Annotated in this window: 21 protein-coding genes; all 21 read right to left on the bottom strand. The window is 36.1% G+C overall.

All coding sequences use genetic code 11. From position 1 onward, the window contains the following. Positions 1 to 46 precede the first annotated feature (46 nt). The 21 genes from BUC25_RS11035 to rimP all read right to left on the bottom strand — a co-directional run bounded on the left by BUC25_RS11035 (position 47) and on the right by rimP (position 21,764). A complete protein-coding gene (locus BUC25_RS11035) occupies positions 47 to 2,365 on the bottom strand; it encodes an FtsK/SpoIIIE family DNA translocase (RefSeq protein WP_073201933.1) in 2,319 nt (772 codons plus the stop codon). A gap of 151 nt (positions 2,366 to 2,516) precedes the next feature. Beyond that, positions 2,517 to 2,735, bottom strand: coding sequence for a YlzJ-like family protein (locus tag BUC25_RS11030; RefSeq protein WP_244535171.1), 219 nt, complete (start codon positions 2,733 to 2,735; stop codon positions 2,517 to 2,519). Then, entirely contained in the window at positions 2,735 to 3,460 is a 726-nt protein-coding gene (locus BUC25_RS11025) for a ClpP family protease (protein WP_073201931.1), read from the bottom strand. Before BUC25_RS11025 ends, BUC25_RS11030 begins: the two co-directional genes overlap by 1 nt. A 624-nt stretch (positions 3,461 to 4,084) precedes the next feature. Beyond that, positions 4,085 to 4,960 carry a 4-hydroxy-tetrahydrodipicolinate synthase gene (dapA, locus tag BUC25_RS11020; RefSeq protein ID WP_073201930.1) on the bottom strand — a complete coding sequence of 292 codons (876 nt, stop codon included), beginning with the start codon at positions 4,958 to 4,960 and terminating at the stop codon, positions 4,085 to 4,087. Between the two features lie 216 nt (positions 4,961 to 5,176). Then, positions 5,177 to 6,391 (bottom strand): aspartate kinase, encoded by a 1,215-nt coding sequence (gene dapG / locus BUC25_RS11015; RefSeq protein ID WP_073201929.1) that lies wholly within the window; start codon positions 6,389 to 6,391, stop codon positions 5,177 to 5,179. A 13-nt stretch (positions 6,392 to 6,404) separates the two neighbouring features. Next, positions 6,405 to 7,457 carry an aspartate-semialdehyde dehydrogenase gene (locus BUC25_RS11010; RefSeq protein ID WP_073201928.1) on the bottom strand — a complete coding sequence of 351 codons (1,053 nt, stop codon included), beginning with the start codon at positions 7,455 to 7,457 and terminating at the stop codon, positions 6,405 to 6,407. Between the two features lie 97 nt (positions 7,458 to 7,554). Then, positions 7,555 to 8,145, bottom strand: coding sequence for a dipicolinate synthase subunit B (locus BUC25_RS11005; RefSeq protein WP_073201927.1), 591 nt, complete (start codon positions 8,143 to 8,145; stop codon positions 7,555 to 7,557). 94 nt (positions 8,146 to 8,239) lie between these two features. After that, a complete protein-coding gene (gene dpaA, locus BUC25_RS11000) occupies positions 8,240 to 9,121 on the bottom strand; it encodes a dipicolinic acid synthetase subunit A (protein ID WP_073201926.1) in 882 nt (293 codons plus the stop codon). 740 nt (positions 9,122 to 9,861) lie between these two features. Then, positions 9,862 to 10,101: a YlmC/YmxH family sporulation protein gene (locus BUC25_RS10995; RefSeq protein WP_082631288.1), complete on the bottom strand. Its 240-nt coding sequence runs from the start codon at positions 10,099 to 10,101 to the stop codon at positions 9,862 to 9,864. Between the two features lie 18 nt (positions 10,102 to 10,119). Further along, entirely contained in the window at positions 10,120 to 11,340 is a 1,221-nt protein-coding gene (locus BUC25_RS10990; protein ID WP_073201924.1) for a M16 family metallopeptidase, read from the bottom strand. 105 nt (positions 11,341 to 11,445) lie between these two features. Continuing rightward, the gene (gene pnp / locus BUC25_RS10985; RefSeq protein ID WP_073201923.1) at positions 11,446 to 13,563 is read right to left on the bottom strand and encodes a polyribonucleotide nucleotidyltransferase; all 2,118 of its coding nucleotides are present in this window, start codon (positions 13,561 to 13,563) and stop codon (positions 11,446 to 11,448) included. Between the two features lie 223 nt (positions 13,564 to 13,786). Next, positions 13,787 to 14,056 carry a 30S ribosomal protein S15 gene (rpsO, locus tag BUC25_RS10980; protein WP_058307768.1) on the bottom strand — a complete coding sequence of 90 codons (270 nt, stop codon included), beginning with the start codon at positions 14,054 to 14,056 and terminating at the stop codon, positions 13,787 to 13,789. A 124-nt stretch (positions 14,057 to 14,180) separates the two neighbouring features. After that, positions 14,181 to 15,125, bottom strand: coding sequence for a bifunctional riboflavin kinase/FAD synthetase (locus BUC25_RS10975; protein WP_073201922.1), 945 nt, complete (start codon positions 15,123 to 15,125; stop codon positions 14,181 to 14,183). 11 nt (positions 15,126 to 15,136) lie between these two features. After that, on the bottom strand, positions 15,137 to 16,048 hold the full coding sequence (gene truB / locus BUC25_RS10970) for a tRNA pseudouridine(55) synthase TruB (RefSeq protein WP_073201921.1): 912 nt from the start codon (positions 16,046 to 16,048) through the stop codon (positions 15,137 to 15,139). A 739-nt stretch (positions 16,049 to 16,787) separates the two neighbouring features. After that, a complete protein-coding gene (rbfA, locus tag BUC25_RS10965; protein ID WP_073201920.1) occupies positions 16,788 to 17,141 on the bottom strand; it encodes a 30S ribosome-binding factor RbfA in 354 nt (117 codons plus the stop codon). Between the two features lie 21 nt (positions 17,142 to 17,162). Continuing rightward, positions 17,163 to 17,441, bottom strand: coding sequence for a DUF503 domain-containing protein (locus tag BUC25_RS10960; RefSeq protein WP_073201919.1), 279 nt, complete (start codon positions 17,439 to 17,441; stop codon positions 17,163 to 17,165). After that, a complete protein-coding gene (gene infB / locus BUC25_RS10955) occupies positions 17,438 to 19,519 on the bottom strand; it encodes a translation initiation factor IF-2 (protein ID WP_073201918.1) in 2,082 nt (693 codons plus the stop codon). The genes BUC25_RS10960 and infB overlap by 4 nt, the downstream gene beginning before the upstream one ends. A 4-nt stretch (positions 19,520 to 19,523) precedes the next feature. Beyond that, positions 19,524 to 19,844 carry a YlxQ family RNA-binding protein gene (locus BUC25_RS10950; RefSeq protein WP_073201917.1) on the bottom strand — a complete coding sequence of 107 codons (321 nt, stop codon included), beginning with the start codon at positions 19,842 to 19,844 and terminating at the stop codon, positions 19,524 to 19,526. A gap of 1 nt (position 19,845) precedes the next feature. Further along, on the bottom strand, positions 19,846 to 20,115 hold the full coding sequence (gene rnpM, locus BUC25_RS10945; RefSeq protein WP_073201916.1) for an RNase P modulator RnpM: 270 nt from the start codon (positions 20,113 to 20,115) through the stop codon (positions 19,846 to 19,848). Positions 20,116 to 20,127: 12 nt separating this feature from the next. Continuing rightward, positions 20,128 to 21,276 carry a transcription termination factor NusA gene (nusA, locus tag BUC25_RS10940; protein WP_073201915.1) on the bottom strand — a complete coding sequence of 383 codons (1,149 nt, stop codon included), beginning with the start codon at positions 21,274 to 21,276 and terminating at the stop codon, positions 20,128 to 20,130. A gap of 14 nt (positions 21,277 to 21,290) precedes the next feature. Then, complete coding sequence (gene rimP, locus BUC25_RS10935) at positions 21,291 to 21,764, bottom strand: ribosome maturation factor RimP (protein ID WP_073201914.1); 474 nt, start codon at positions 21,762 to 21,764, stop codon at positions 21,291 to 21,293. Positions 21,765 to 21,870: the final 106 nt, after the last annotated feature.

The raw sequence follows: 21,870 nt of genomic DNA, 5'->3' as shown, positions 1-21,870 counted from the left end.
TGTGTAGAAGACATATATTAAAATTATCAAGGTTTATTTTTCCTAATTAATTGGTTGAGTTTGTTGCCATATCATCTGTTGATTGACTTTGTAATACTGTTCTTGGTTTAGAGCCCTCATATGGACCAACGATTCCTCGCGCTTCCATGGCATCTATTAGGCGTGCAGCGCGTGTATAACCGATACGAAAACGGCGTTGAAGCATCGATACACTTGCACTTTGCATCTCTAGTATTAATTGAACGGCATCGTCATATAAATCATCATCTACTTCCTGAACAACTTCTGTTTCTTCTTCTGGAATCATCTCGTCTTGATATTGCGCTTTTTGCTGTTCAATACAATGATCTACCACACGTTCTACTTCATCATCTGAAAGGAATGCACCTTGAATTCGAACTGGTTTTGATAAACCTACAGGAATAAACAACATATCCCCTCTACCAAGTAATTTCTCAGCACCACCTGAGTCTAAAATCGTTCTTGAATCAGTTTGCGACGAAACACTAAAGGCAATTCTAGAAGGAATATTCGCTTTAATTACACCAGTGATTACATCGACTGATGGGCGTTGCGTAGCAATGATTAAATGAATACCAGCAGCACGAGCCATTTGAGCTAACCGTGTTATTGCATCCTCCACTTCATTCGATGCTACCATCATTAAGTCTGCTAATTCATCTACAATCACCACAACATAAGGTAGCTGTGGCTGTTGATCTTCTGAATCAGTGTTATGTCGTTTAATAAATTCGTTATAACCTTCAATATTTCTTGTGCCAGTTTCCGAAAATAAATCATATCTTCGTTCCATTTCAGCCACCACTTTTTTTAGTGCGCGTGATGCTTTCTTCGGATCTGTCACAACAGGTGTTAATAAATGGGGTATACCATTGTATACATTAAGCTCTACTTTTTTAGGATCTATCATCATCATTTTTACTTCATGCGGTTTTGCACGCATTAGAATACTGGTAATGATACCGTTAATACAGACACTTTTACCACTTCCTGTTGCCCCTGCTACTAATAGGTGGGGCATTTTGTTTAGTTCAGATATGACAGATTCACCTGAAATGTCTTTTCCTAGAGCAAACGATAGCTTATTCTGCACTTGATTTTTCTTCGTTTCTAATACCTCTCTTAACGTAACCATCGCTGTTTCTTCATTTGGCACTTCTATCCCAACAGCAGACTTACCGGGAATAGGCGCTTCAATCCGAATATCCTTTGCAGCTAATGCCAGTGCTAAATCATCATGAAGGTTAACGATTTTACTTACTTTAACACCAGCTTCTGGATATACTTCATATTTCGTCACAGATGGACCAACATGAACCTTGGTTACACGGGCTTTTACACCAAAGCTTTGAAAAGTTTTTTCTAATTTTCGAACGACTCGCTGAATATGCGATTTTTCTTGCTGTTTCCCATGATTTTTGGGTAATTCTAGAATATTCATTTGCGGTAATTTGTAATCTTGATTTTCGAACTCAGTAGTTGGTAATTGGTCCGTTTCCGTAGTTTCCCAATTTTGAATAGAATCATTCACATTGCTATCCACAGTTGATTCAGATTTAGGTTTTTCTACTGGTGGTTCCTCCTCAGCTTCAACCACTTCTAGTTCCTGATTAGCATACGCAATTGCCGGTAATTGATCATCTTCATTACTGCTATTTTCTTCTACTATGACTTCATTCTCATCTCTGGATTTATTTTGTTCCGAGCGATTATTTTTCCAATCCAAGAAACGCTGTTTGATCGTTTTCAGCCATTCTTGTATTTTATGAAAAATCTTTGAAAGCATATCTCCTATTGATAGATTACTAAAGATAATAACCCCAATTACTAGAAGAAAGAAAGCAAAAATCTTCGCTCCAATGTTAGAGAATAAGAAGTTACTTATCGCAAATAATAGAGCAGCATATATTCCTCCACCAAGATAAGCAGAAGCTCGAACTCCTTGTAAATATTCCACATAAAAAGCATAACTTTGACCGATAATTGATGGGTACTGCTCAGGTGAAGAGTAAGCTGATTCAAAAGTTTGGATATGTGTCCATAATAGCACTCCTGAAAAAATAAGAAGTGTGGCAACCCATTTTCTCGTTTTTAGTACGGGCAATTTCCTTTTTATCATCATATAAATACCTATAAACAAAAGAAGTAGAGAAACGAGAAAATACCAGGTACCAAAGAAAAAACGAAATACGTTTTCTAATAAGGAAGATACCGCTCCATCGCTGATCATGGTCGCACCACTTCCAAATATAGCTAGAAAAATAAATAGCAACCCGATTAATTCCATTTTTATATTAGTTTTTAATGTTTGTTTTTTTCGTCTTGTTTTTTTCTTTTTAGCCATAAAGGACACTCCTCAAATACTTTAAACTACATGATTGATGTAAACTAAGATTGTTATGTATGAAATACCCTTGCCAAATGTCAGCAAGGGCGTGATCTTCCGTGATTTCCAACTATTATTATAGCATAGTTTAATGAATAGAACGAACATTCTATTGAGAAGTTCTTTGATTTGATATGATAGTACCAGGAATAAAATCATTTAACAAAAAATCATTTGGATCAGTGGATAATAATTGAACTAATCTCATATCTCCATTTTGCATCCGTTCGATACAGCATTGTTTATTTTGGTACTTGATTACCTCATATTGTTTGTATTCATCACCTAAACCATTTATATCTTCGTAACTTAAAGGTGTGTACAGCATTATTGAATCAGCTCCTGGGAGTCCTTTTGCGCATCGATTAATGCATTAAGTTTAGCCAATGCGCCACTTATACCGCCCTCTTCGTCTATTAAACCATATTCTACTGCATCTTTACCGACTACATTTGTACCAATATCCCTAGTAAGGTTACCTTTTTCAAACATGAGTTCCTTAAATTTTTCTTCTTTAATATTAGAGTGTGCTGTAACAAACTGAATTACGCGTTCTTGCATTTTATCAATATATTCGAATGTTTGTGGTACACCTATTACTAATCCCGTTAAACGTATCGGATGAATTGTCATAGTGGCAGAGGGGGCTATGAAGGAATAATCTGTTGAAACTGCAATTGGCACACCAATGGAATGCCCTCCTCCTAAAACAACAGATACGGAGGGTTTGGATAATGAAGCAATCATCTCGGACAAGGCAAGTCCTGCTTCCACATCGCCACCTACCGTATTTAAAATAACTACTAGTCCTTCTATTTTAGGATTTTGTTCAATCGCTACAATTTGCGGAATAAGATGTTCATATTTTGTTGTTTTATTTTGTGGTGGTAATTGAACATGACCTTCTACTTGTCCAATTATCGACAAAACGTGAATATTTGAGTCAGGTGCATTCGGTATTGTGGATTGACCTAATTGCTGTATTTTTTCTACAAGTGATGATGAATGAGATTCTTTTTCTTTTTCTTTTGTTTCCTGTTTTTGTTGGTTCATGGCCTACAACTCCTTTACGCAATATTATTAACTAGTATGAACTACCTCAGAAAATTCATACCGAATCACGTAAAAATAGCCAATCCATTCAGATATATTTTAAGAAAAAATAACATAAGACAAAAACTGCGAAGAAATGAAAACTTCATCACATAAAGAATAATGATGAGTGAACTACCACCGCTACGGAAAAACACTCCCTTTCCGGGGGCACGGCTTCAGCTAACTTCGGAAAGAAAACCACTTTCCAAAGTGGATCTTCAGCTCGTGCTGTTCCCCCAGGAGTGTCGCATTTTTCCTCCGCTTTGTACAGATTTCTGTTCAAATATGATGAAATAACCTTTATTAACAATATTATAGCTGTTACTGACTTTGTCGAACTTTACTTAAGTGTAGTCCATTTACGAAGACTCCAGCGGGAACAGCGCGAGCTGAAGATCCCGCAGGAAAAGCGTACTTTGCTTTTCTGAGGAAGCTGAAGCCGTGCCCGCGGAAAGCGAAGTAAATGGACGGAGCTTTTGTATTCCACTCATCAAAATTTCAAAGTGAGCAGTACAGGTACTTCGCAGTTTAGTTTGACTCCGCTTTTTGACAAAATAAAAGTGACTACGGTTAGGTAGTCACTTACTGAAAGGGATCGATTACTCTGAATAGGTTTTGTTCTTCGAAAGGTGATAATGGTACTAATGGTAATCGTACAGATCCTACTTCAATTTGTTGATATTTTAACGCAGATTTTACTGGCGAAGGAGATGGTGCCATAAATAACGCACGCATAACTGGTAATAGTTTTCGATGCATTTGTCCAGCTTCTCTAACTTTGCCTTGTTCAAATAAAGCAATCATTTCTCTCATTTCTTTTCCGATAATATGGGAAGCAACCGATACTACTCCAGATCCACCTATGGAATGAATAGGTAATGTTAAAGAATCATCCCCACTATATACTGTGAATCCAGCTTCTACTTGTTCTAGTATCGAAGCAATACCGTCTAAATCACCTGTAGAATCTTTTACAGAGACAATATTTTCGATCTGTGACAGAGCTACCACAGTTTCAACATTTAGACGCACTACTGCTCTGGAAGGAATATTGTATAACATAATAGGTAGCTTCGTTTCCTCTGCAATTGCAGCAAAGTGTTGATATAATCCTTCTTGATTAGGCTTATTATAATATGGAGTCACTATTAATGCTGCATCGACACCTATTTGTTCTGCTTCTTTCGTTAATTCGATAGATGCTTGTGTATCATTATTTCCAGTTCCAGCGATAATAGGAACTCGCCCATCTACTACTTTAACAACATGTTCAAACAATTGCATCTTTTCTTCATGACTCAATGTTGGAGACTCTCCAGTAGTCCCAGCAACAACGAGTCCTTCAGAACCTGTTGCCAGCAAATGCTCCACTAATTCTGTTGTAATATTTAAATCCATGCGGTTATTCGTATCAAAAGGTGTTACCATAGCTGTTAAAAGTCTTCCAAAATCCATAATGTCACCATCTCCTTTCCAATCTCCTTCACCTTATCATAAAACGGTAAACATTTTTTGATTAAATTACTATATTTATTTGTTTATTGATTACATGTTGATGGTTTTCATCAAGTAAAACTCCTCAGATGGAAATTTCACTTTATATAGAAAAATGGCGAACATAATTATGCCATGAATAATCAATTTCATCAATAGGAAAAAGAAAAAGAATTTAGATTATTTCTCTAATTGAAAAGCAACGTGCAATGCATTCAGTGCCGTTTCTAAATTCTTGTTTTGTATGAGTACCCAAATGGTACGATGACTGTCAGCAGATTGCAAAATTGGAATCTGTTTATTTGTTAAAGTTTGCACTATTTTTGAGGTTACTCCGGGTAAACCAGACATTCCAGCACCTACTAACGAAATTTTAGCACAATCTTCTGTATAAGTTGGATTAACTTTTAATTCTTTTAAAACTTCTTTTGCTAATGGCTCATCTCTTTCAAAAATCGTATATACCACACCATTTGGAGATATATTGATAAAGTCCACTGAAATCCCAGCTTCAGCCATCGCTTTAAATACCATGACATGTAGTTGCTGTGGCTCTTTTATCTCTTGTATACGGATTTGAGTAATATGGTTAACATATGCGATACCTGTCACAAGTTTATCATGAATACTCTCGGAATAATCCGCTTCTGGTGCATTTGTTATAAGTGTTCCCTTGTCTTTTAACATCGTTGATCGTACTCGGATAGGAATATTTGCTTGCATGGCAATTTCGACTGCTCTTGGATGAATTACTTTGGCACCTTGATAAGCTAAATTACAGATTTCCGTATAGGAGATCGCTTCTAATTTTTTTGCATTTGATACGACTCTAGGATCCGCAGTCATGATGCCATTTACATCAGTAAAAATATCTACAAACTCAGCTTGTAATGCAGCTGCTAATGCTGTGGCAGAGGTATCGCTGCCACCCCTGCCAATTGTTGTAACTTCATTATTTTCTGTCTTTCCTTGAAAACCTGCCACTATTACGACTTGATGTTCCTTCAATAATTGATGAATATATTGAGTATCGATCGTTTTTATCTGTGCATTAGAGAAATTACTAGTCGTAATAATTCCTGCTTCTCCACCACTAAGAGCAACAGATTCAATTTGGTTTTCCAGTAGATCATGCGAAAATACCGTAGCAGATATTGTTTCTCCACAAGATATCAGTAAATCTTTTTCTCGATTACTTAATTTTGACTGATTTCCATTGATCAATGATAATAAGGAATCCGTTGCATAAGGATCTGGAAATCGCCCCATTGCAGAGACCACTACAACTATTTTATAGCCTTCTGATAAAGCTTCTTTTATATGACGGATTGCATGTTGTCTTGATCGTTTACTTTTTACAGAAGTACCACCAAATTTTTGAACCAGAATCCGCATGAGTACACCTCATTTATTTTTGTAGCCAGTTATTTTTAATTAACGATTCAGCAATCTGAACAGAATTCCAAGCAGCACCTTTTAATAAATTATCGGAGACTACCCATAAATGGAACCCTTTTTCATTATCTAAGTCTTTACGAATACGGCCTACAAATACATCACATTTTCCTGCTGAAGAAAGCGGTGTAGGATATACTTGATTTTCAGGATCATCTTCTAATACAATACCTTCTGCATTGCTAATTGCTGATTTAAATTGATCCGCTGTGACTCCTTCTTTATTCACTTCCACATATACACTTTCTGCATGAGAAGTAAAGAATGGTAATCTTACACAAGTTGCGGCAACGTGAACTTTATCATCATGCATGATTTTTTTCGTTTCATTGATCATTTTCATTTCTTCAAACGTGTAGCCATTTTCCTGAAATACATCAATCTGAGGTAAAGCATTAAACGCAATCGGATAATGATGTTTCTCACCTGATACCGGTAATAATTCGGCTTCTAAGTTTTCACCTTCCAAGAATGCTTTTGATTGTGTACGCAATTCGTCAAGTGCCTCATTTCCCGCACCAGAGACTGCTTGATAAGTAGACACAATGACTCTAGACATACCAAATTGATCTTGGATCGGTTTCAATGCGGCTACCATCTGTATTGTAGAGCAATTAGGATTTGCAATAATCCCGTTATGTGTTTTAATATCTGCTTCATTAACTTCAGGTACTACTAACGGAACTTCTGGATCCATACGATATGCACTTGTATTGTCGACCACTACAGCACCACGTTTTACTGCTTCAGGAGCAAATTTCTTTGAAACAGATCCTCCAGCAGAGAATAAAGCAATATCGATCCCTTCAAAGCTTTCTGGTGTTGTTTCTTGTACAGTATATGTTTTCCCTTGGAATTCTAGCTCTTTACCTGCTGAGCGCTTTGACGACAAGAGGTATAATTCATTAATAGGAAAGTTCTTTTTGTCTAGTGTTTCTAGCATTTTTGCTCCTACTGCACCAGTAGCACCTACTACTGCTACATTATATCGTTGTGTTGTTGTCATGTTATTTGTCCCCTTCCATTGGATTCAATGAGTATTTATTAGATTATCTTTTTTATCATAACATATTAACGGCAATTCTTTAATTATTTCATCATATTTAGCGATTTCTTTCAATGATTACCGGTTGTATTTGTTTAAATTCTAATGCTTCTTTCACTGTCTCTGGAATAAGTGTCATATCAGATACTAAAGAGTTTGGTTTTTTGTATGGATCATCTTGACCATAGGGTACAAAGTAAATTAGTTTTGTTGCCATTAACCTCATTAAATTAACCCCGTTTAAACCTAAAGCATCATTTGTTGATACTCCAATTACTACTGGATTTCCATTTCGTATCGTTGCTTTAGTAGCCATTAAAACTGGACCATCTGTAATTGCATTTGCTAATCGACTCATAGAGTTACCTGTTAAAGGAGCTAATACCATAACATCTAATGGTTCAATTGGACCTAATGGTTCCGCGTCAACAATAGTCGATATCGGTTCTCGACCCGTGATTTCTTTCACTTGATCCATATGGTCTTTCGCTCTACCAAATTTACTATCCGTTTCTTTAAATGTATGTGAAACAACTGGCACCAACTCAGCACCTAATTCAACTAATTTCTTCATTTGCGGAAAGACTGCCGCATACGTACAATGAGAGCCAGTAAGACCAAAACCAATTTTTTTACCTTTAAGTTCCACAGAATCCCTCCTAAGCATTACATGCCTAACCATTTGTATCTGATTAAGCATTGGGCTAGTTATATGCCCAGTATATGCCCAAATTAAATAGGTGTTACTGGGAGCTTAGAAGTAAGGTTGCGATACGGTCAGCTAAAATTTCACCAGCAGTTTTTGGTGCTACCATTCCAGGTAGTCCTAATGCATGGATGGCTTGAATGCCTCTTTTTTTAGCAAATTCAAAATTAACTCCACCTGGCTTTGATGCTAAATCTATAATGATAGCTTGACTATTCATTTTTTCTAACAAAGATTTGTCTATGACTCGTGCAGGTATTGTATTAATTAATATCTGACACTTTTCTATTTCATGCTCGATCTGATCAATAGAGTATCCTGCCCATCCCTTCTGATATATTCGAGCTAAATCTGATTCACTCTCGGAAATAACAGAGATATTTGCACCAAGACCGGCAAAGCTATCTGCAGTAGTTTCTCCAACCCTTCCATATCCAAAAACAAAAACCTGAGCATGATGTATTGTAATATCGGTATGTTGAATAGCGAGCATAATCGCTCCTTCAGCGGTAGGTATTGAATTATAGATAGCCACATCATTTCTTTCCATTAGTTTAACCAAAGAAACATTACTTGATGAAACAAATTCATTTAAAGTATTATTTGATATTCCTGTAAACACACGGCAATGCTTAGGCAAAGATTGAAACCATTGTTTAGTTAATTGTATAGGCTGATTGGAGAACATAGTTTCAACGTTGCCTTGATTATCAACACCAGTAATCGGCAGTATAACCCCGTCAAGATCAGATGTCTCTAAACTATCTATCGTTGATTGCATTACGCCTGTGTAGCTTTGTTCAACTTGCTCAAACCCTAATATTTGAATTCGAAAATCACTCATTTTATTAAGTGCATGTATTAGAGGTAAATAACGAGCGTCTCCCCCAATAATGGCAATATTTTTCTTTTTCTGCATCATTTCACCTCACAAAAATCAAAAACATTTTATTTCATTATCTAACCTATCATATGTAAGCAGGGTACAGAAGTGAAGAGGCAAGTATCACGGTTCGTCTTCAATTTCAAAAAAAGAAAAAACCAGGCAAACAAGCCCGGCTCCATTAAACATATTAGACACAAACCGCGAAGTAAGCAGAGTGGTAATTTTGATTGAAAGTATGTGCGCAATAGCCGCTACGGCTTGCCCACTTCGCTTTCCATGGGGCATGCTCTTCAGCTAACTTTGAAAAGAATAACACTTTTCAAAGTGGATCTTCAGATCATGCTAATCCCCCAGGAGTCGAAGTGGACGCCTGCGCTAGCTAAAGTTCTACAATGGATGCAAGAGTTAAAATAATGACTACTATCTCATTATTTCTAGAATGACCAAGTTTATAACTGTTAAAACCGTTGTAGAACCCATTTATAGCGTAGGCCGCCCACTTTCACTCCTGTGGGAATGTTTTACCTGAAGATCCACTTTTTCAAGCGGTCTATGCTTGAAAAAGTTAGCTGAAGGGAAAACCCCACTGCATAGAAAACACTACGAAAGCTTGCTTGAGTAGATGTTGCACTTGTGCCTGTGGTAAAAGGAAAATGGGCAGCCGGAGCGGATGGCTAATAGACAAATAATTTCAAACTTATCACGACTCTTACATCGCAGTTTAGTTTTTATACGAACAATAAATAAGATAAGAGCTTTAAAATTGAAGTTTTTTAGATTTGATCGGTTTCGACGATGATCATATCATCGCCTACTTTTTTTATTTGCTTCCACTCGATTCTCGAATAAGTTTCGGACTTTCTTAAACCGAACATACTATACTGCGGAATGGTAAATGAAAGAATTTGACCTGTCTTTTCATCAATTTCTAAATCCGTTTGTCCTAGTACCCCTAGTCTCGAACCTGTGGTTAAATCAATCAACTCTTTACTGCTCAAATCATTAAAACGCAACAATAACACCTCCATTTCCTAGTTAGGTGCAATAATGGCTGAAGCCGATTTATTCGCATTTAATAACTCTAAAACTCCATTTATATCATTTCGATTTACCTTATCAATTTTTTGCAAAATATCATCTAATGAAGGATGTTCATGCAAAAGCAACTCATTCCTGGCATTACGACTCATTTTACTATTAGTACTCTCAAGACTTAACATATATAAACCCTTTAGTTGCTCTTTACTGTTCTCCCACTCTTTTTCCGTGAATCCTTCAGATTGCAATTGTTGTACTATTTTTTCTATTTTTTCACGGACTGTCACTAATTGATGTTTCGATGTACCAGCATAAATGGTTAATAATCCACTATCTAAAAATGAACTATGGTAGGAAAAAATAGAATATGCCATGCCTTCTTTTTCTCTAATTTCTTGGAATAAACGAGAACTCATACTACCACCTAAGACATTATTAACCATCATCATTGGATAGATTTGATCATCTTCAATACCCACTCCCTCATAGCCTAAACAAATATGGGCTTGTTCCGTTTCTTTGGTTTGTGAGACGTGATTTGAATAAAATAAAGGTTTTTCAGTTTCAATCTTCGATAGATCACTACTATGAGTGTTGAAAGATAGAAGATGTTCTACCGTCTTAATAAAATCGTTTTGCACATTACCTGCAATGGAAACAACTATGTTTGAAGGAATATAGTGTTCTTTTTGATATTTAAGTATGTCTTCTTGGTTAAAATGAGCAACAGTTGATTTCGAACCTAAAATAGGCATTGCTAAAGTATTTGATTTATATGCTGCTTCTGCTAATAAATCATGAATAATATCATCAGGTGTATCTTCTGTCATATTAATTTCTTCTAACACAACTTTTTTCTCACGTTCCATTTCTATAGGATCAAAAGTGGAATGTAATAGCATATCTGAAAGTATTTCTATCGCAAGATCTTTATGAGAATCAAGTACTTTTGCATAATAGCATGTATATTCTTTCGAAGTGAACGCATTAATCTCTCCTCCAATACCATCAAAGGCTTCTGCAATTTCTTGAGGAGAGCGAGTTTTGGTTCCTTTAAATAACATATGCTCTATAAAATGAGATATGCCGTTTTGTTCTGCTGTTTCATCCCTTGATCCGGTTTTTACCCATATTCCAATTGTTACCGAGCGCACTGTATTAATCTCCTCTAATACGATTCGCATTCCATTTTGACATTCTTTACGATGTAACAAAAAACAGTCCTCCTAGTATATAACTTCTTTTATTAAAACTTCTTACTGCAGCGTTGACATTTTTTATGTATAAAAAAGAAACTGGTTATCCAGCTTCTTTTTGTATTACTTATTTTTATTTTCTTTTTCTTTCTGGTCAAGAAGTACAGCTTTTCGAGAAAGATTCACTCTTCCCTGGCGGTCAATTTCTTTTACTTTAACCATAATCTGGTCACCGATTGAAACAACATCTTCTACCTTGTCAGTTCTTTCTTCTGCAAGTTCAGAAATGTGTACAAGACCATCTTTGCCTTTGAAAAGTTCAACAAAAGCACCAAATTTTTCAATGCGTTTGACTGTACCAAGATACATTTGACCTGGTTCAACTTCACGAACAATATCTTCAATTAATTTTTGTGCTTTTTTATTCATTTCACTATCTATAGAGGAAATAAAGACATGTCCATCTTGTTCAATGTCAATTTTAACGCCTGTTTCTTCGATAATTTGATTGATTTGTTTACCACTTGGTCCAATCACATCACGAATTTTATCAGGTTTAATATCCATCGTTAAAATTTTAGGAGCATAATTTGAAAGCTCTATTTTCGGTTCTTTTATCGTTTCTAACATATGAGAAAGGATATGCATTCTACCTTTTTTCGCTTGTAATAAGGCTTCTTCTAGAATTTCACGAGATAAACCTTCAATTTTTATGTCCATTTGAAGAGCCGTAACACCATTTTCAGTACCTGCTACTTTGAAGTCCATATCCCCCAAGAAATCTTCCATACCTTGAATATCACTTAGTATCGAATAATCTTCACCTGATTTAACTAGCCCCATTGCAATACCAGCGACCGGTGCTTTAATTGGAACACCTGCATCCATCATCGCCAACGTACTAGCACAAATACTAGCTTGAGAGGTGGACCCGTTTGATTCTAATACTTCTGAAACAAGTCGAATCGTGTATGGAAATTCTTTTTCGTCAGGAACCACTTTTTCTAAAGCACGCTCACCTAATGCCCCATGACCGATTTCACGACGACCAGGTCCTCTTATTGGTCCTGTTTCCCCAACACTGAAGGACGGAAAATTATAATGATGCATGAAACGTTTTGATTCTTCTGCATCCAGTCCATCTAAAATTTGCACATCACCAAGTGCACCTAATGTACAAATACTTAATGCTTGAGTTTGTCCACGAGTAAACAATCCTGAACCATGAGTTCGCGGCAAAACACCAATACGAGATGAAAGAGGTCTGATTTCATCTATTTTTCTTCCATCTGGACGAACTTTTTCTTTCGTAATCAGACGACGCACTTCTTCTTTAACAATCTTATCTAAAACATTTGCTACTTGTTTAAGCTTGTCCGCATCTGCTTCTGCTTCTTCATATTTGTCCATTACATCTTTTTTAACTTGATTTATTGCTTCTTCGCGTGCACTTTTTTCAAAGACTTGAATTGCTTTTACTAAATCTTCTTTTGTTGCGTTTTCCACTTCTGTAACGACATCTTGATCTAATTCAAACAATTTGATTTCCATTTTTTCTACCTGAACCGCTTGAATAATTTCTTCTTGGAATGCTATCAAACGTTTGATTTCTTCGTGACCAAACATAATAGCCTCTAACATAATTTCTTCGGGAACTTCATTCGCTCCTGCTTCCACCATGTTAATCGCGTCTTTTGTTCCTGCCACTGTTAGATCAATATCACTTTTTTCACGTTCTTCTAAGGTTGGATTCACCACAAATTTGCCATCTACTCTACCTACCACTACACCAGCAATTGGTCCACCGAATGGAATATCAGATACACTTAATGCAATAGAAGATCCAATCATTGCTGCAATTTCTGAAGGTAAATTTTGATCCACACTCATTACCGTACTTATAACCTGAACTTCATTACGAAAGCCATCAGGGAACAATGGGCGAATAGGACGGTCAATTAATCTAGAAGTCAATACCGCTTTCTCACTTGGTCTACCTTCTCTTTTAATAAAACCTCCTGGTATTTTACCTACAGCATACAATCGTTCTTCATAATTTACAGTAAGCGGAAAGAACGGTAAGTCTTTTGGTTCTTTTGACGCTGTCGCAGTCGCCAATACTGCTGTGTCACCATAATGCACCATACATGCACCATTTGCCTGTTTTGCCAATTCGCCGATTTCAACACGGAAAGGTTGGCCAGCAATTTCTGTTGAAAATACTTTTTTCTCTTCTACCATTATAGTACTCCTCTCAAAACAACTGTGCTTGTTCTTCACTATTCCTTATTTTAGCACGTTGTTTCCTCATATGTAACTAGTTCCATTTATTTAAATACAATTTTAGATAATACTAGTATTTTCTAATTTGCATGGAATTAATCAATTTAATTTTGATTTGTTTAGAAACCATTGCGATTTTTACATACAGAAAAAGCGGGATCACTCCCGCTTTTAAAGTAGTTTATCGACGTAAACCTAATTTTTGAATTAACGTACGGTAACGTGCAACGTCATTGTTACGTAAATAGTTCAATAAGTTACGACGTTTACCAACCATTTTCAACAGACCACGACGTGAATGGTGATCTTTTTTATGAATACGTAAGTGGTTATTCAAATTATTGATTTCCTCTGTAAGGACAGCAATTTGAACTTCTGGCGAACCAGTATCGTTCTCATGTGTTTTGTATTCACCAATGATTTCATTTTTACGTTCTTGAGTGATAGCCATCCTGTTCACCTCCTAAAATATCGTGAAACACCAATCCCCTAGCAATCGACGGAGAAATCAAATTGCCAAGCAGATGGTTCCCACATAAAAGATTACAACTTTTCGACTTGAAATGCAAGTAGTATTAATCATTTATCGAAAAAAATTCCCGCGATTTTACTTCATCTTCTCTAATCTTGTCAATTAATTCATCAACACTAGAAAATTTCTCTTCGTTTCGGATATACTTTTTCCAATAGACTACTACATTCTCACCATATATATTCGCATCAAAATTGAATATGTTTACTTCTAATTTCGCGTTTTCTCGATCATCCGAAAATGTTGGATTATAGCCAAGATTGGCCATGCCATAATATATATCATTTCCGACCATTATTTGTACTGCATAAACACCTATTCGAGGTAAAAAATAGTAATCTTCAATTTTAATATTTGCTGTTGGATAACCAATTGTTCTGCCACGCTTATCACCATGAATAACCTCTCCTGCTATTGAATAAGGTCTTCCGAGTAAACGTTCAGCTTCTTCCATTTCACCTTGTCCCAATACTTTTCGAATTCTAGTCGAACTTATTTTTTTGTTGTTCAGATCTAACCGACCTACAGTTGTTACTTCTGTTTCATCGTTTATTAAATTATGAATATTATCCATATTTCCTGAGCCTTTATGACCAAAGGTAAAATCAAAGCCAGCTACTATATGTGTTATGTTGATCTCTTCAATAAAATGTTCGATAAATGCTTGTGGTGATAGCATTGCTAATTTCTTATCAAAGCGAATAATATAAAGATAATCGACTCCCAGTGATTCGACATGCTTGATTTTTTCTTCAATGGGCGTAATATACCGAACTGTATCTTGTTTATTCTGTAAAACGACAGATGGGTGTGGATCAAAGGTAATAACTGCAGCTTTTCTATCCGATTGTTTTGCGATTCTAATGGCTTGTTGAATCACGGCTTGATGTCCCAGATGGACACCATCGAAAAAACCAATGGCAGCTACCGTATTTTGTTGTTTTTCCTTGGTTATTTGATGTGGATACACTAGAGAATGTACTTCCATCTGTTTGTCACCTACTTTCTATCTTCAAATCTAAATACGCGAGCTGGCTTTATTTCTTGATTATTGTCATGAATTTGATAAATTGCTACGATTTGTTCTTGAAAAAGGACTCTAAAAAATTTTGTTTTAGGTATTGGATTAGGTAACGGTAGCTTTTGACCGTGAAAAACTTTCCGCATCGTATCCATGTCAACATTCAAGTAATCTAAATGTGGTAAACCTTGGTCAATAGCTAAAAGCGGTAAGTCTTGCTCAGAATCAATCATATCTTGAAGCGTATTAAGTGTGACTGTATCTTTTTCAAGAAAATTTCCTGTTTCTGTTCTAATTAGAGCTGACATATGAGCAGGATAACCTATTTTTTTACCAATATCTAAGCATAAGGTACGGATATACGTCCCCTTTGAACACGAGACATCAAAATCGATTTTTTGTGTCTCATTTACTTTATCATATGTAGTGTCTAAAAAACGAATATTGTGTATATGGATTTTTCGATAAGGTCTTTCTACTGGTTCATTTGCACGCGCATATTCATAAAGCTTTTTTCCATTTACTTTTATTGCCGAATATAATGGGACTTGTTGTGTGATCTCTCCTTCGAAACTTTTTAATATATTTTTGATTTCCTCAGCGGAGAAAGCGGACTTTAATTTTTTTTCTTCCTTCTTTATTCCAGTTTGATCTTCTGTATCGGTAGAATATCCCAATAAAGCAGTTGCTCGATATGTTTTAAAAGTATCCGTAAGGAATGGAACAATTTTAGTCGCTTCACCTACACAAATAGGTAAGACACCTTCTACTTCCGGATCAAGTGTGCCAGTATGACCTACTTTTTTTGTTTTTAGCATTTTTCTCACCTTAAACACACAATCATGTGATGTCATCCCTTTTTCTTTCCATAATGGTAAAATCCCATCCATTGGCCACCCTCCCTTTAATCAATCATTACACATTAATTAGATCACAATCACAATTCCAAATATCACTTATCGTAACAAAAAGAACCAAAACATACCACTTTCCTTAACTTCAAACACAAACGTTGAAATATATTGATAAGCAATATAACGGTACTGCTCAGTAAATGATGTAGTATTTTTGACTGTATATATGAGGGTACCCACCGATTAGGCTTGTCCACTTCGCTTTCCGGGGGCATGCTCTTCAGCTAACTTTGAAAAGAAAACCACTTTCCAAAGTGGATCTTCAGATCATGCTACTCCCCCAGGAGTCGAAGAGGACGCCTACGCTAAGTAAAGTTCTACAATGAATGAAAGAGTTGATATAAAGATTTTTATCTCGTCATTTATATGACATACTATTAGAAAATTCAAAATGATAAATGTCAAAATCGTTGTAGCATCTATTCATAGCGAAGGTGTCCGCTTTCACTCCTGCGGGATGTTTTTATCCGAAGATCCACTTTGGTAAGTGATCTTTGCTTACCAAAGTTAGCTGAGGAGAAAAACCCGCGGAAAGGGAAGCGGACAGCCGTAGCGGGTGTTAACCATTTAAATCAATTTCAAAATAACCACATCAGTTATTGCCTATTATGCTCTTTATATGTATGAAAATCCAAACGACATATCGATGTCTAATCGAATAATCGTTTGGATTTTTAATCACTACAAATTATTTGTTCCAGTCTCTTAGCCATTCTTATTGCTCATTTGTGTCATTTAATTCTCTCAAAATATGCTCAATACGATTTCCTCGTTCAATAGTATCATCAAAATCAAACATTAATTCAGGTGTCTTTCTTAAACGAATTCGTTTCCCTATCTCAGAACGAATGAACCCTTTTGCTTTAGCGAGACCGATTAAAGTCTCCTGTTTTTTATTTTCATCACCTAGAACGGAAATAAATACTTTTGCTTGTTGAAGATCTCCCGTCACTTCTACATCCGTAATTGTAACAAAACCAACCCTTGGATCCTTGATTTTTCGAGAAATAATATCACCAAGCTCTTTTTTCATTTGTTCGGCGACTCGATTAGAGCGTAATTCACTCATCTATATCACCTCTTTCCAACGCTATCTTAATTCTACATTTGTGATTGTTCTTTCTACTTCCGTAAACGAATCGATCACTTGAAGTGCTTGTTGTATAACATGTTCTCCAATTTCACCTGATTCAGAAACCGTTACAATACCAAATTTTGAGCGTTGCCACAAATCTTGAAAATCTAATTCTGATAGGGCGATGTTTAAGTCTTTTGTTAGACGATTTTTTAATCTTTTTAATATCGATCGCTTCTCTTTTAATGAATGACATTCATATAAAAAGATTTCTACTTCGGCATACGTGATCATTTCACTTCAATTTCCTGCATCACATACGCTTCAATAACGTCGCCTTCTTTAATATCATTATAATTTTTAATGGTTATACCACATTCATAATTTTGTGCTACTTCTTTCACATCATCTTTAAAACGTTTTAGTGTGTCAATTTCACCTTCATAAATAACAACACCGTCACGAATTAGGCGAATACCTGCATCTCTGGTGACTTTACCATCTGTTACATATGCACCAGCAATGGTTCCAATTTTGGAAACCTTGAAGATTTCTCTTACTTCTACTTGACCAATTACTTTTTCTTCAAACTCAGGATCTAACATACCTTTCATTGCTGCCTCTACTTCTTCAATTGCTTTGTAAATAACTCGATGCAAACGAATATCCACTTTTTCAGATTCCGCTGCTTTTTTCGCATTATTGTCAGGACGTACATTAAAGCCGATAACAACTGCATTCGATGCAGAAGCTAAAATAATATCAGATTCTTTAATTGCACCTGCGCCAGTGTGAATAATATTAACTTTTACACCTTCTACATCAATCTTCTTTAAAGATGCCGCTAGAGCTTCTACAGAACCTTGTACATCTGCTTTAAGAATGACATTAATATCTTTAATATCACCTTGTTTAATTTGTTCAAATAAATCATCTAAACTAACACGAGACTGACTACCGCGCTTTTCTTCGATCTGTTTTTGTTGTCTCATTTCACCAATCTGGCGTGCTTGCTTTTCATCTTTAAAGACAACAAACTGATCACCTGCTTGTGGTACATCATTTAGACCAGTAATCTCTACAGGGGTAGAAGGACCAGCTGATTTAATTCGTTTACCTAAATCATTAACCATTGCACGCACACGACCAAACGTATGTCCAACTACAATTGGATCCCCTACTTTTAGTGTGCCGTTTTGTACTAATAATGATGCAACAGAACCGCGACCTTTATCTAATTGTGCTTCAATTACAGTACCATTTGCGCGACGATCAGCATTAGCTTTAAGTTCTTCCACTTCTGCTACTAACAAAATCATTTCTAATAAATCGTCAATACCTTCACCTTTTAGTGCAGATAACTGTACGAAAATGGTTTCGCCACCCCAGTCTTCAGGAACAAGCTCATATTCAGTTAGTTCTTGCATAACACGATCTGGATTAGCGCCTTCTTTATCCATTTTGTTAACTGCTACTATGATTGGTACTTCGGCTGCTTTCGCATGGTTAATAGCCTCAATCGTTTGTGGCATAACGCCATCATCCGCTGCTACGACTAAAATAGCGATATCCGTTACTTGTGCACCACGTGAACGCATGCTTGTAAACGCTGCGTGACCAGGTGTATCAAGAAAAGTTACTTTTTTATCATTTTCTCTTACTTGATATGCACCGATATGCTGAGTAATACCGCCCGCTTCCCCTGCAGTTACCTTCGTATGACGAATCGAATCTAATAACGTTGTTTTACCATGGTCTACGTGACCCATAATGGTTACAACTGGTGGACGTTCTTTTAATTTATCCGCATTTTCTTCTTCGATATAAGTGGAAAGATCTGCTTTATCTACTTCCACTTCTTGTTCAACTTCGACTCCGTACTCACCACATATCAACTCCAGAGCATCTTCATCAAGGTCTTGATTTTTCGTCGCCATAACTCCTAAGAACAATAATTTCTTAATAATTTCATTTGTTTCTTTGTTTAACTTATCTGCTAACTCAGATACAGTTAATGTTCCTGAATAAGTAATTTTACTCGGCTCTTTTGGTTGTTCTTTTTCTGGTTTTTTTGCTTCTTGCTGATTATCTTGTGGCTTATTTTGCTGTTTGTTCTTATTCTGCTTCTTTTGATTATTGTTTTGTTTAGTATTCTGTTTAGGTTTACTTTTTTGGTTATTAGATGCCTGGTTTTTTTGTGTATTTTTCGACTTTTCAGGCTGGAAAGATTGATCCAACTTCGCTTTCATATCATCTGAAAGTGTGGACATGTGGTTAGAAACAGGTAGCTCCAACTCTTTTAGTTTATTGATAATTTCTTTACTTGATTTGTTTACTTGCTTTGCGTACTCATATACTCGTATTTTTGACATACGTTCACCCCCGATTATTTTCATCAAGTAATGTCATCAACTTCTTCGCAAATCCTTGCTCATGAATTGATACTGCTACACGACCTGATTTACCAACTGCTTGTGAAAGTGTTTCACGCTCATCCACAAAGAAAAAAGGAATATTATAAAAAACACATTTATCCGTTAACTTCTTACGTGTCTGATCGCCTGTATCACTTGCAATTAATACTAACTTTGACTTTTTAGATTGAATTTCTTTTACAATTAATTCTTCTCCGAATGTGCATTTACCAGCACGATTCGCTAATCCAATTATATTTAAATAGGCACTGTTACTTACCATATTATTTGCCTTCAATCTGTTTTCTTAACTCTTGATAGATCGTTTCAGGAACTTTCATTTCCAGGTGTTTTTCTAAGGCACCATTCTTCTCAGCTTGGTCCACTACCTTTATATCTTTTGAAACATAGGCTCCTCTACCATTCTTTTTGCCAGTGGGATCTACAAAAATTTCGCCTTCTTTGGTTTTCACCACTCGAATTAACGATTGCTTAGGCATCATTTCTTGACTTACCACACATTTTCTTAATGGGATTTTTCGTTTTTTAGTCATATGAATTCCTCCTTACTTGAACAGATCTTCATCCATATCTTCGTAGGAATCTTCATAATCTAAGTTATCCTCATATTCAAGCTCTTCTAAACTTTCTTGTATTTCTTCTTCGGTAATTAAACCTTCTTCTTTTGCTTCTGTTTCACTCTTAATGTCAATTTTCCAACCTGTTAACTTGGCTGCCAGTCTTGCATTCTGTCCACGCTTACCTATAGCAAGAGAAAGCTGATAGTCGGGTACAATGACAGTAGTTGCTTTTTCTTCTTCGTTAACATTAACTTGAACGACTTTTGAAGGACTAAGTGCATTGGATACATAGACTACTGGATCTTCAGACCACTCTACAATATCAATTTTTTCGCCTTTTAATTCATCCACTATGGTTTGAACACGCTGACCTTTTTGCCCAACACATGAACCAACCGGATCTATTTCCGGGTTTTCTGCATGCACAGATATTTTCGATCGATCTCCTGCTTCACGTGCAACTGATTTTACTTCCACAGTACCGTCATAGATTTCAGGAACTTCCATTTCAAATAAACGCTTCAGTAACCCTGGATGAGTTCGAGAGACAAAAATATTCGGTCCTTTATTTGTGTTTTCTACCTTTGTTACGTACACTTTTATTCTGTCATGTACATTATAAGTCTCAGTAGGCATACATTCAGATTCAGGTAATTTTGCTTCCACCTTACCTAAATTGACATAGATAAATCTACCATCCATACGTTGAATGGTCCCATTCATAATATCTTCTTCGCGATCAATATACTCATTAAATATAATACCACGTTCTGCTTCACGTACTCGTTGTGTCACCACTTGTTTTGCTGCTTGTGCTGCAATACGACCAAAATCTCTAGGCGTAACTTCAATTTCGACTACATCACCAATCTCGTAAGCAGGATTAATGGTGTGGGCTTCTTCAATTGACATGTGCTGATTATGATCTTCTACTTCTTCCACTATTTCCTTTTGTGCAAATACTCCCATGGTCCCTGATTCTGCGTTCAAATCAACACGAACGTTTGTAGCTGATTTAAAATTTTTCTTATATGCAGAAATAAGTGCAGCTTCTAGGGCTTCCATCAATACTTCTTTATTAATTCCTTTTTCTTTTTCTAAATAATCCATTGCATCGAACAATTCTCTGTTCACAAATTTCTCCCCCTTTAATCAAAAGTAACAGCTAAACGAGCTTTCGCTATTTTCTTAAACGGAATTTCAACTTCTTTCTTTTTTGCTTTCTCCTTATATTGGATCCACACATAACCGTCTTTAAAATCAATTAAGTCTCCTGTAAATTCCTTTTCGCCACTAATTGGCTCGTATAACTTAACATAGACATGTTTACCGATATTAGATTCAAAATCTGCTTCTTTTTTTAGAGGTCTTTCCACTCCAGGTGATGAAACTTCTAAAAAATAGGCGTCTGTTACCGGATCTGCATCATCTAACTTTTTACTTAGTTGTTCTGATACCTGACCACATTCCTCTATGTCTACTCCGCCTTCTTTATCGATATATACTCTTAGAAACCAATTAGGGCCATCTTTTTCAAAAACAACATCGACTAGTTCTAATGAAAGTTCATCTAAGATTGGTTGGACTAATTCTTCTGTTTGTTCTGTGACTTTATGTGACATCTTGATACCTCCTCTACTGCTTACAAACTCTTTATGATATAATTCCCATAATTGCTAAATGATACACATGTATAACTATGTACTAGGGAAATGGAATGATAAATCC

The organism is Gracilibacillus kekensis (assembly GCF_900143085.1).
Lineage (GTDB): Bacteria > Bacillota > Bacilli > Bacillales > Amphibacillaceae > Gracilibacillus > Gracilibacillus kekensis.
This window is presented reverse-complemented; position numbering and strand designations above follow the sequence as displayed.

Coding starts and splice junctions, on each gene's coding strand:
- BUC25_RS11035 (WP_073201933.1), bottom strand. CDS start 2,365: ATGGCTAAAAAGAAAAAAACAAGACGAAAAAAACAAACATTAAAAACT.
- BUC25_RS11030 (WP_244535171.1), bottom strand. CDS start 2,735: ATGCTGTACACACCTTTAAGTTACGAAGATATAAATGGTTTAGGTGAT.
- BUC25_RS11025 (WP_073201931.1), bottom strand. CDS start 3,460: ATGAACCAACAAAAACAGGAAACAAAAGAAAAAGAAAAAGAATCTCAT.
- dapG (WP_073201929.1), bottom strand. CDS start 6,391: ATGCGGATTCTGGTTCAAAAATTTGGTGGTACTTCTGTAAAAAGTAAA.
- BUC25_RS11010 (WP_073201928.1), bottom strand. CDS start 7,457: ATGACAACAACACAACGATATAATGTAGCAGTAGTAGGTGCTACTGGT.
- dpaA (WP_073201926.1), bottom strand. CDS start 9,121: ATGCAGAAAAAGAAAAATATTGCCATTATTGGGGGAGACGCTCGTTAT.
- pnp (WP_073201923.1), bottom strand. CDS start 13,563: ATGGTAGAAGAGAAAAAAGTATTTTCAACAGAAATTGCTGGCCAACCT.
- rpsO (WP_058307768.1), bottom strand. CDS start 14,056: ATGGCTATCACTCAAGAACGTAAAAATGAAATCATTGGTGAATACAAA.
- BUC25_RS10975 (WP_073201922.1), bottom strand. CDS start 15,125: ATGGAAGTACATTCTCTAGTGTATCCACATCAAATAACCAAGGAAAAA.
- truB (WP_073201921.1), bottom strand. CDS start 16,048: ATGGATGGGATTTTACCATTATGGAAAGAAAAAGGGATGACATCACAT.
- rbfA (WP_073201920.1), bottom strand. CDS start 17,141: ATGAGTGAATTACGCTCTAATCGAGTCGCCGAACAAATGAAAAAAGAG.
- BUC25_RS10960 (WP_073201919.1), bottom strand. CDS start 17,441: ATGATCACGTATGCCGAAGTAGAAATCTTTTTATATGAATGTCATTCA.
- infB (WP_073201918.1), bottom strand. CDS start 19,519: ATGTCAAAAATACGAGTATATGAGTACGCAAAGCAAGTAAACAAATCA.
- BUC25_RS10950 (WP_073201917.1), bottom strand. CDS start 19,844: ATGGTAAGTAACAGTGCCTATTTAAATATAATTGGATTAGCGAATCGT.
- rnpM (WP_073201916.1), bottom strand. CDS start 20,115: ATGACTAAAAAACGAAAAATCCCATTAAGAAAATGTGTGGTAAGTCAA.
- rimP (WP_073201914.1), bottom strand. CDS start 21,764: ATGTCACATAAAGTCACAGAACAAACAGAAGAATTAGTCCAACCAATC.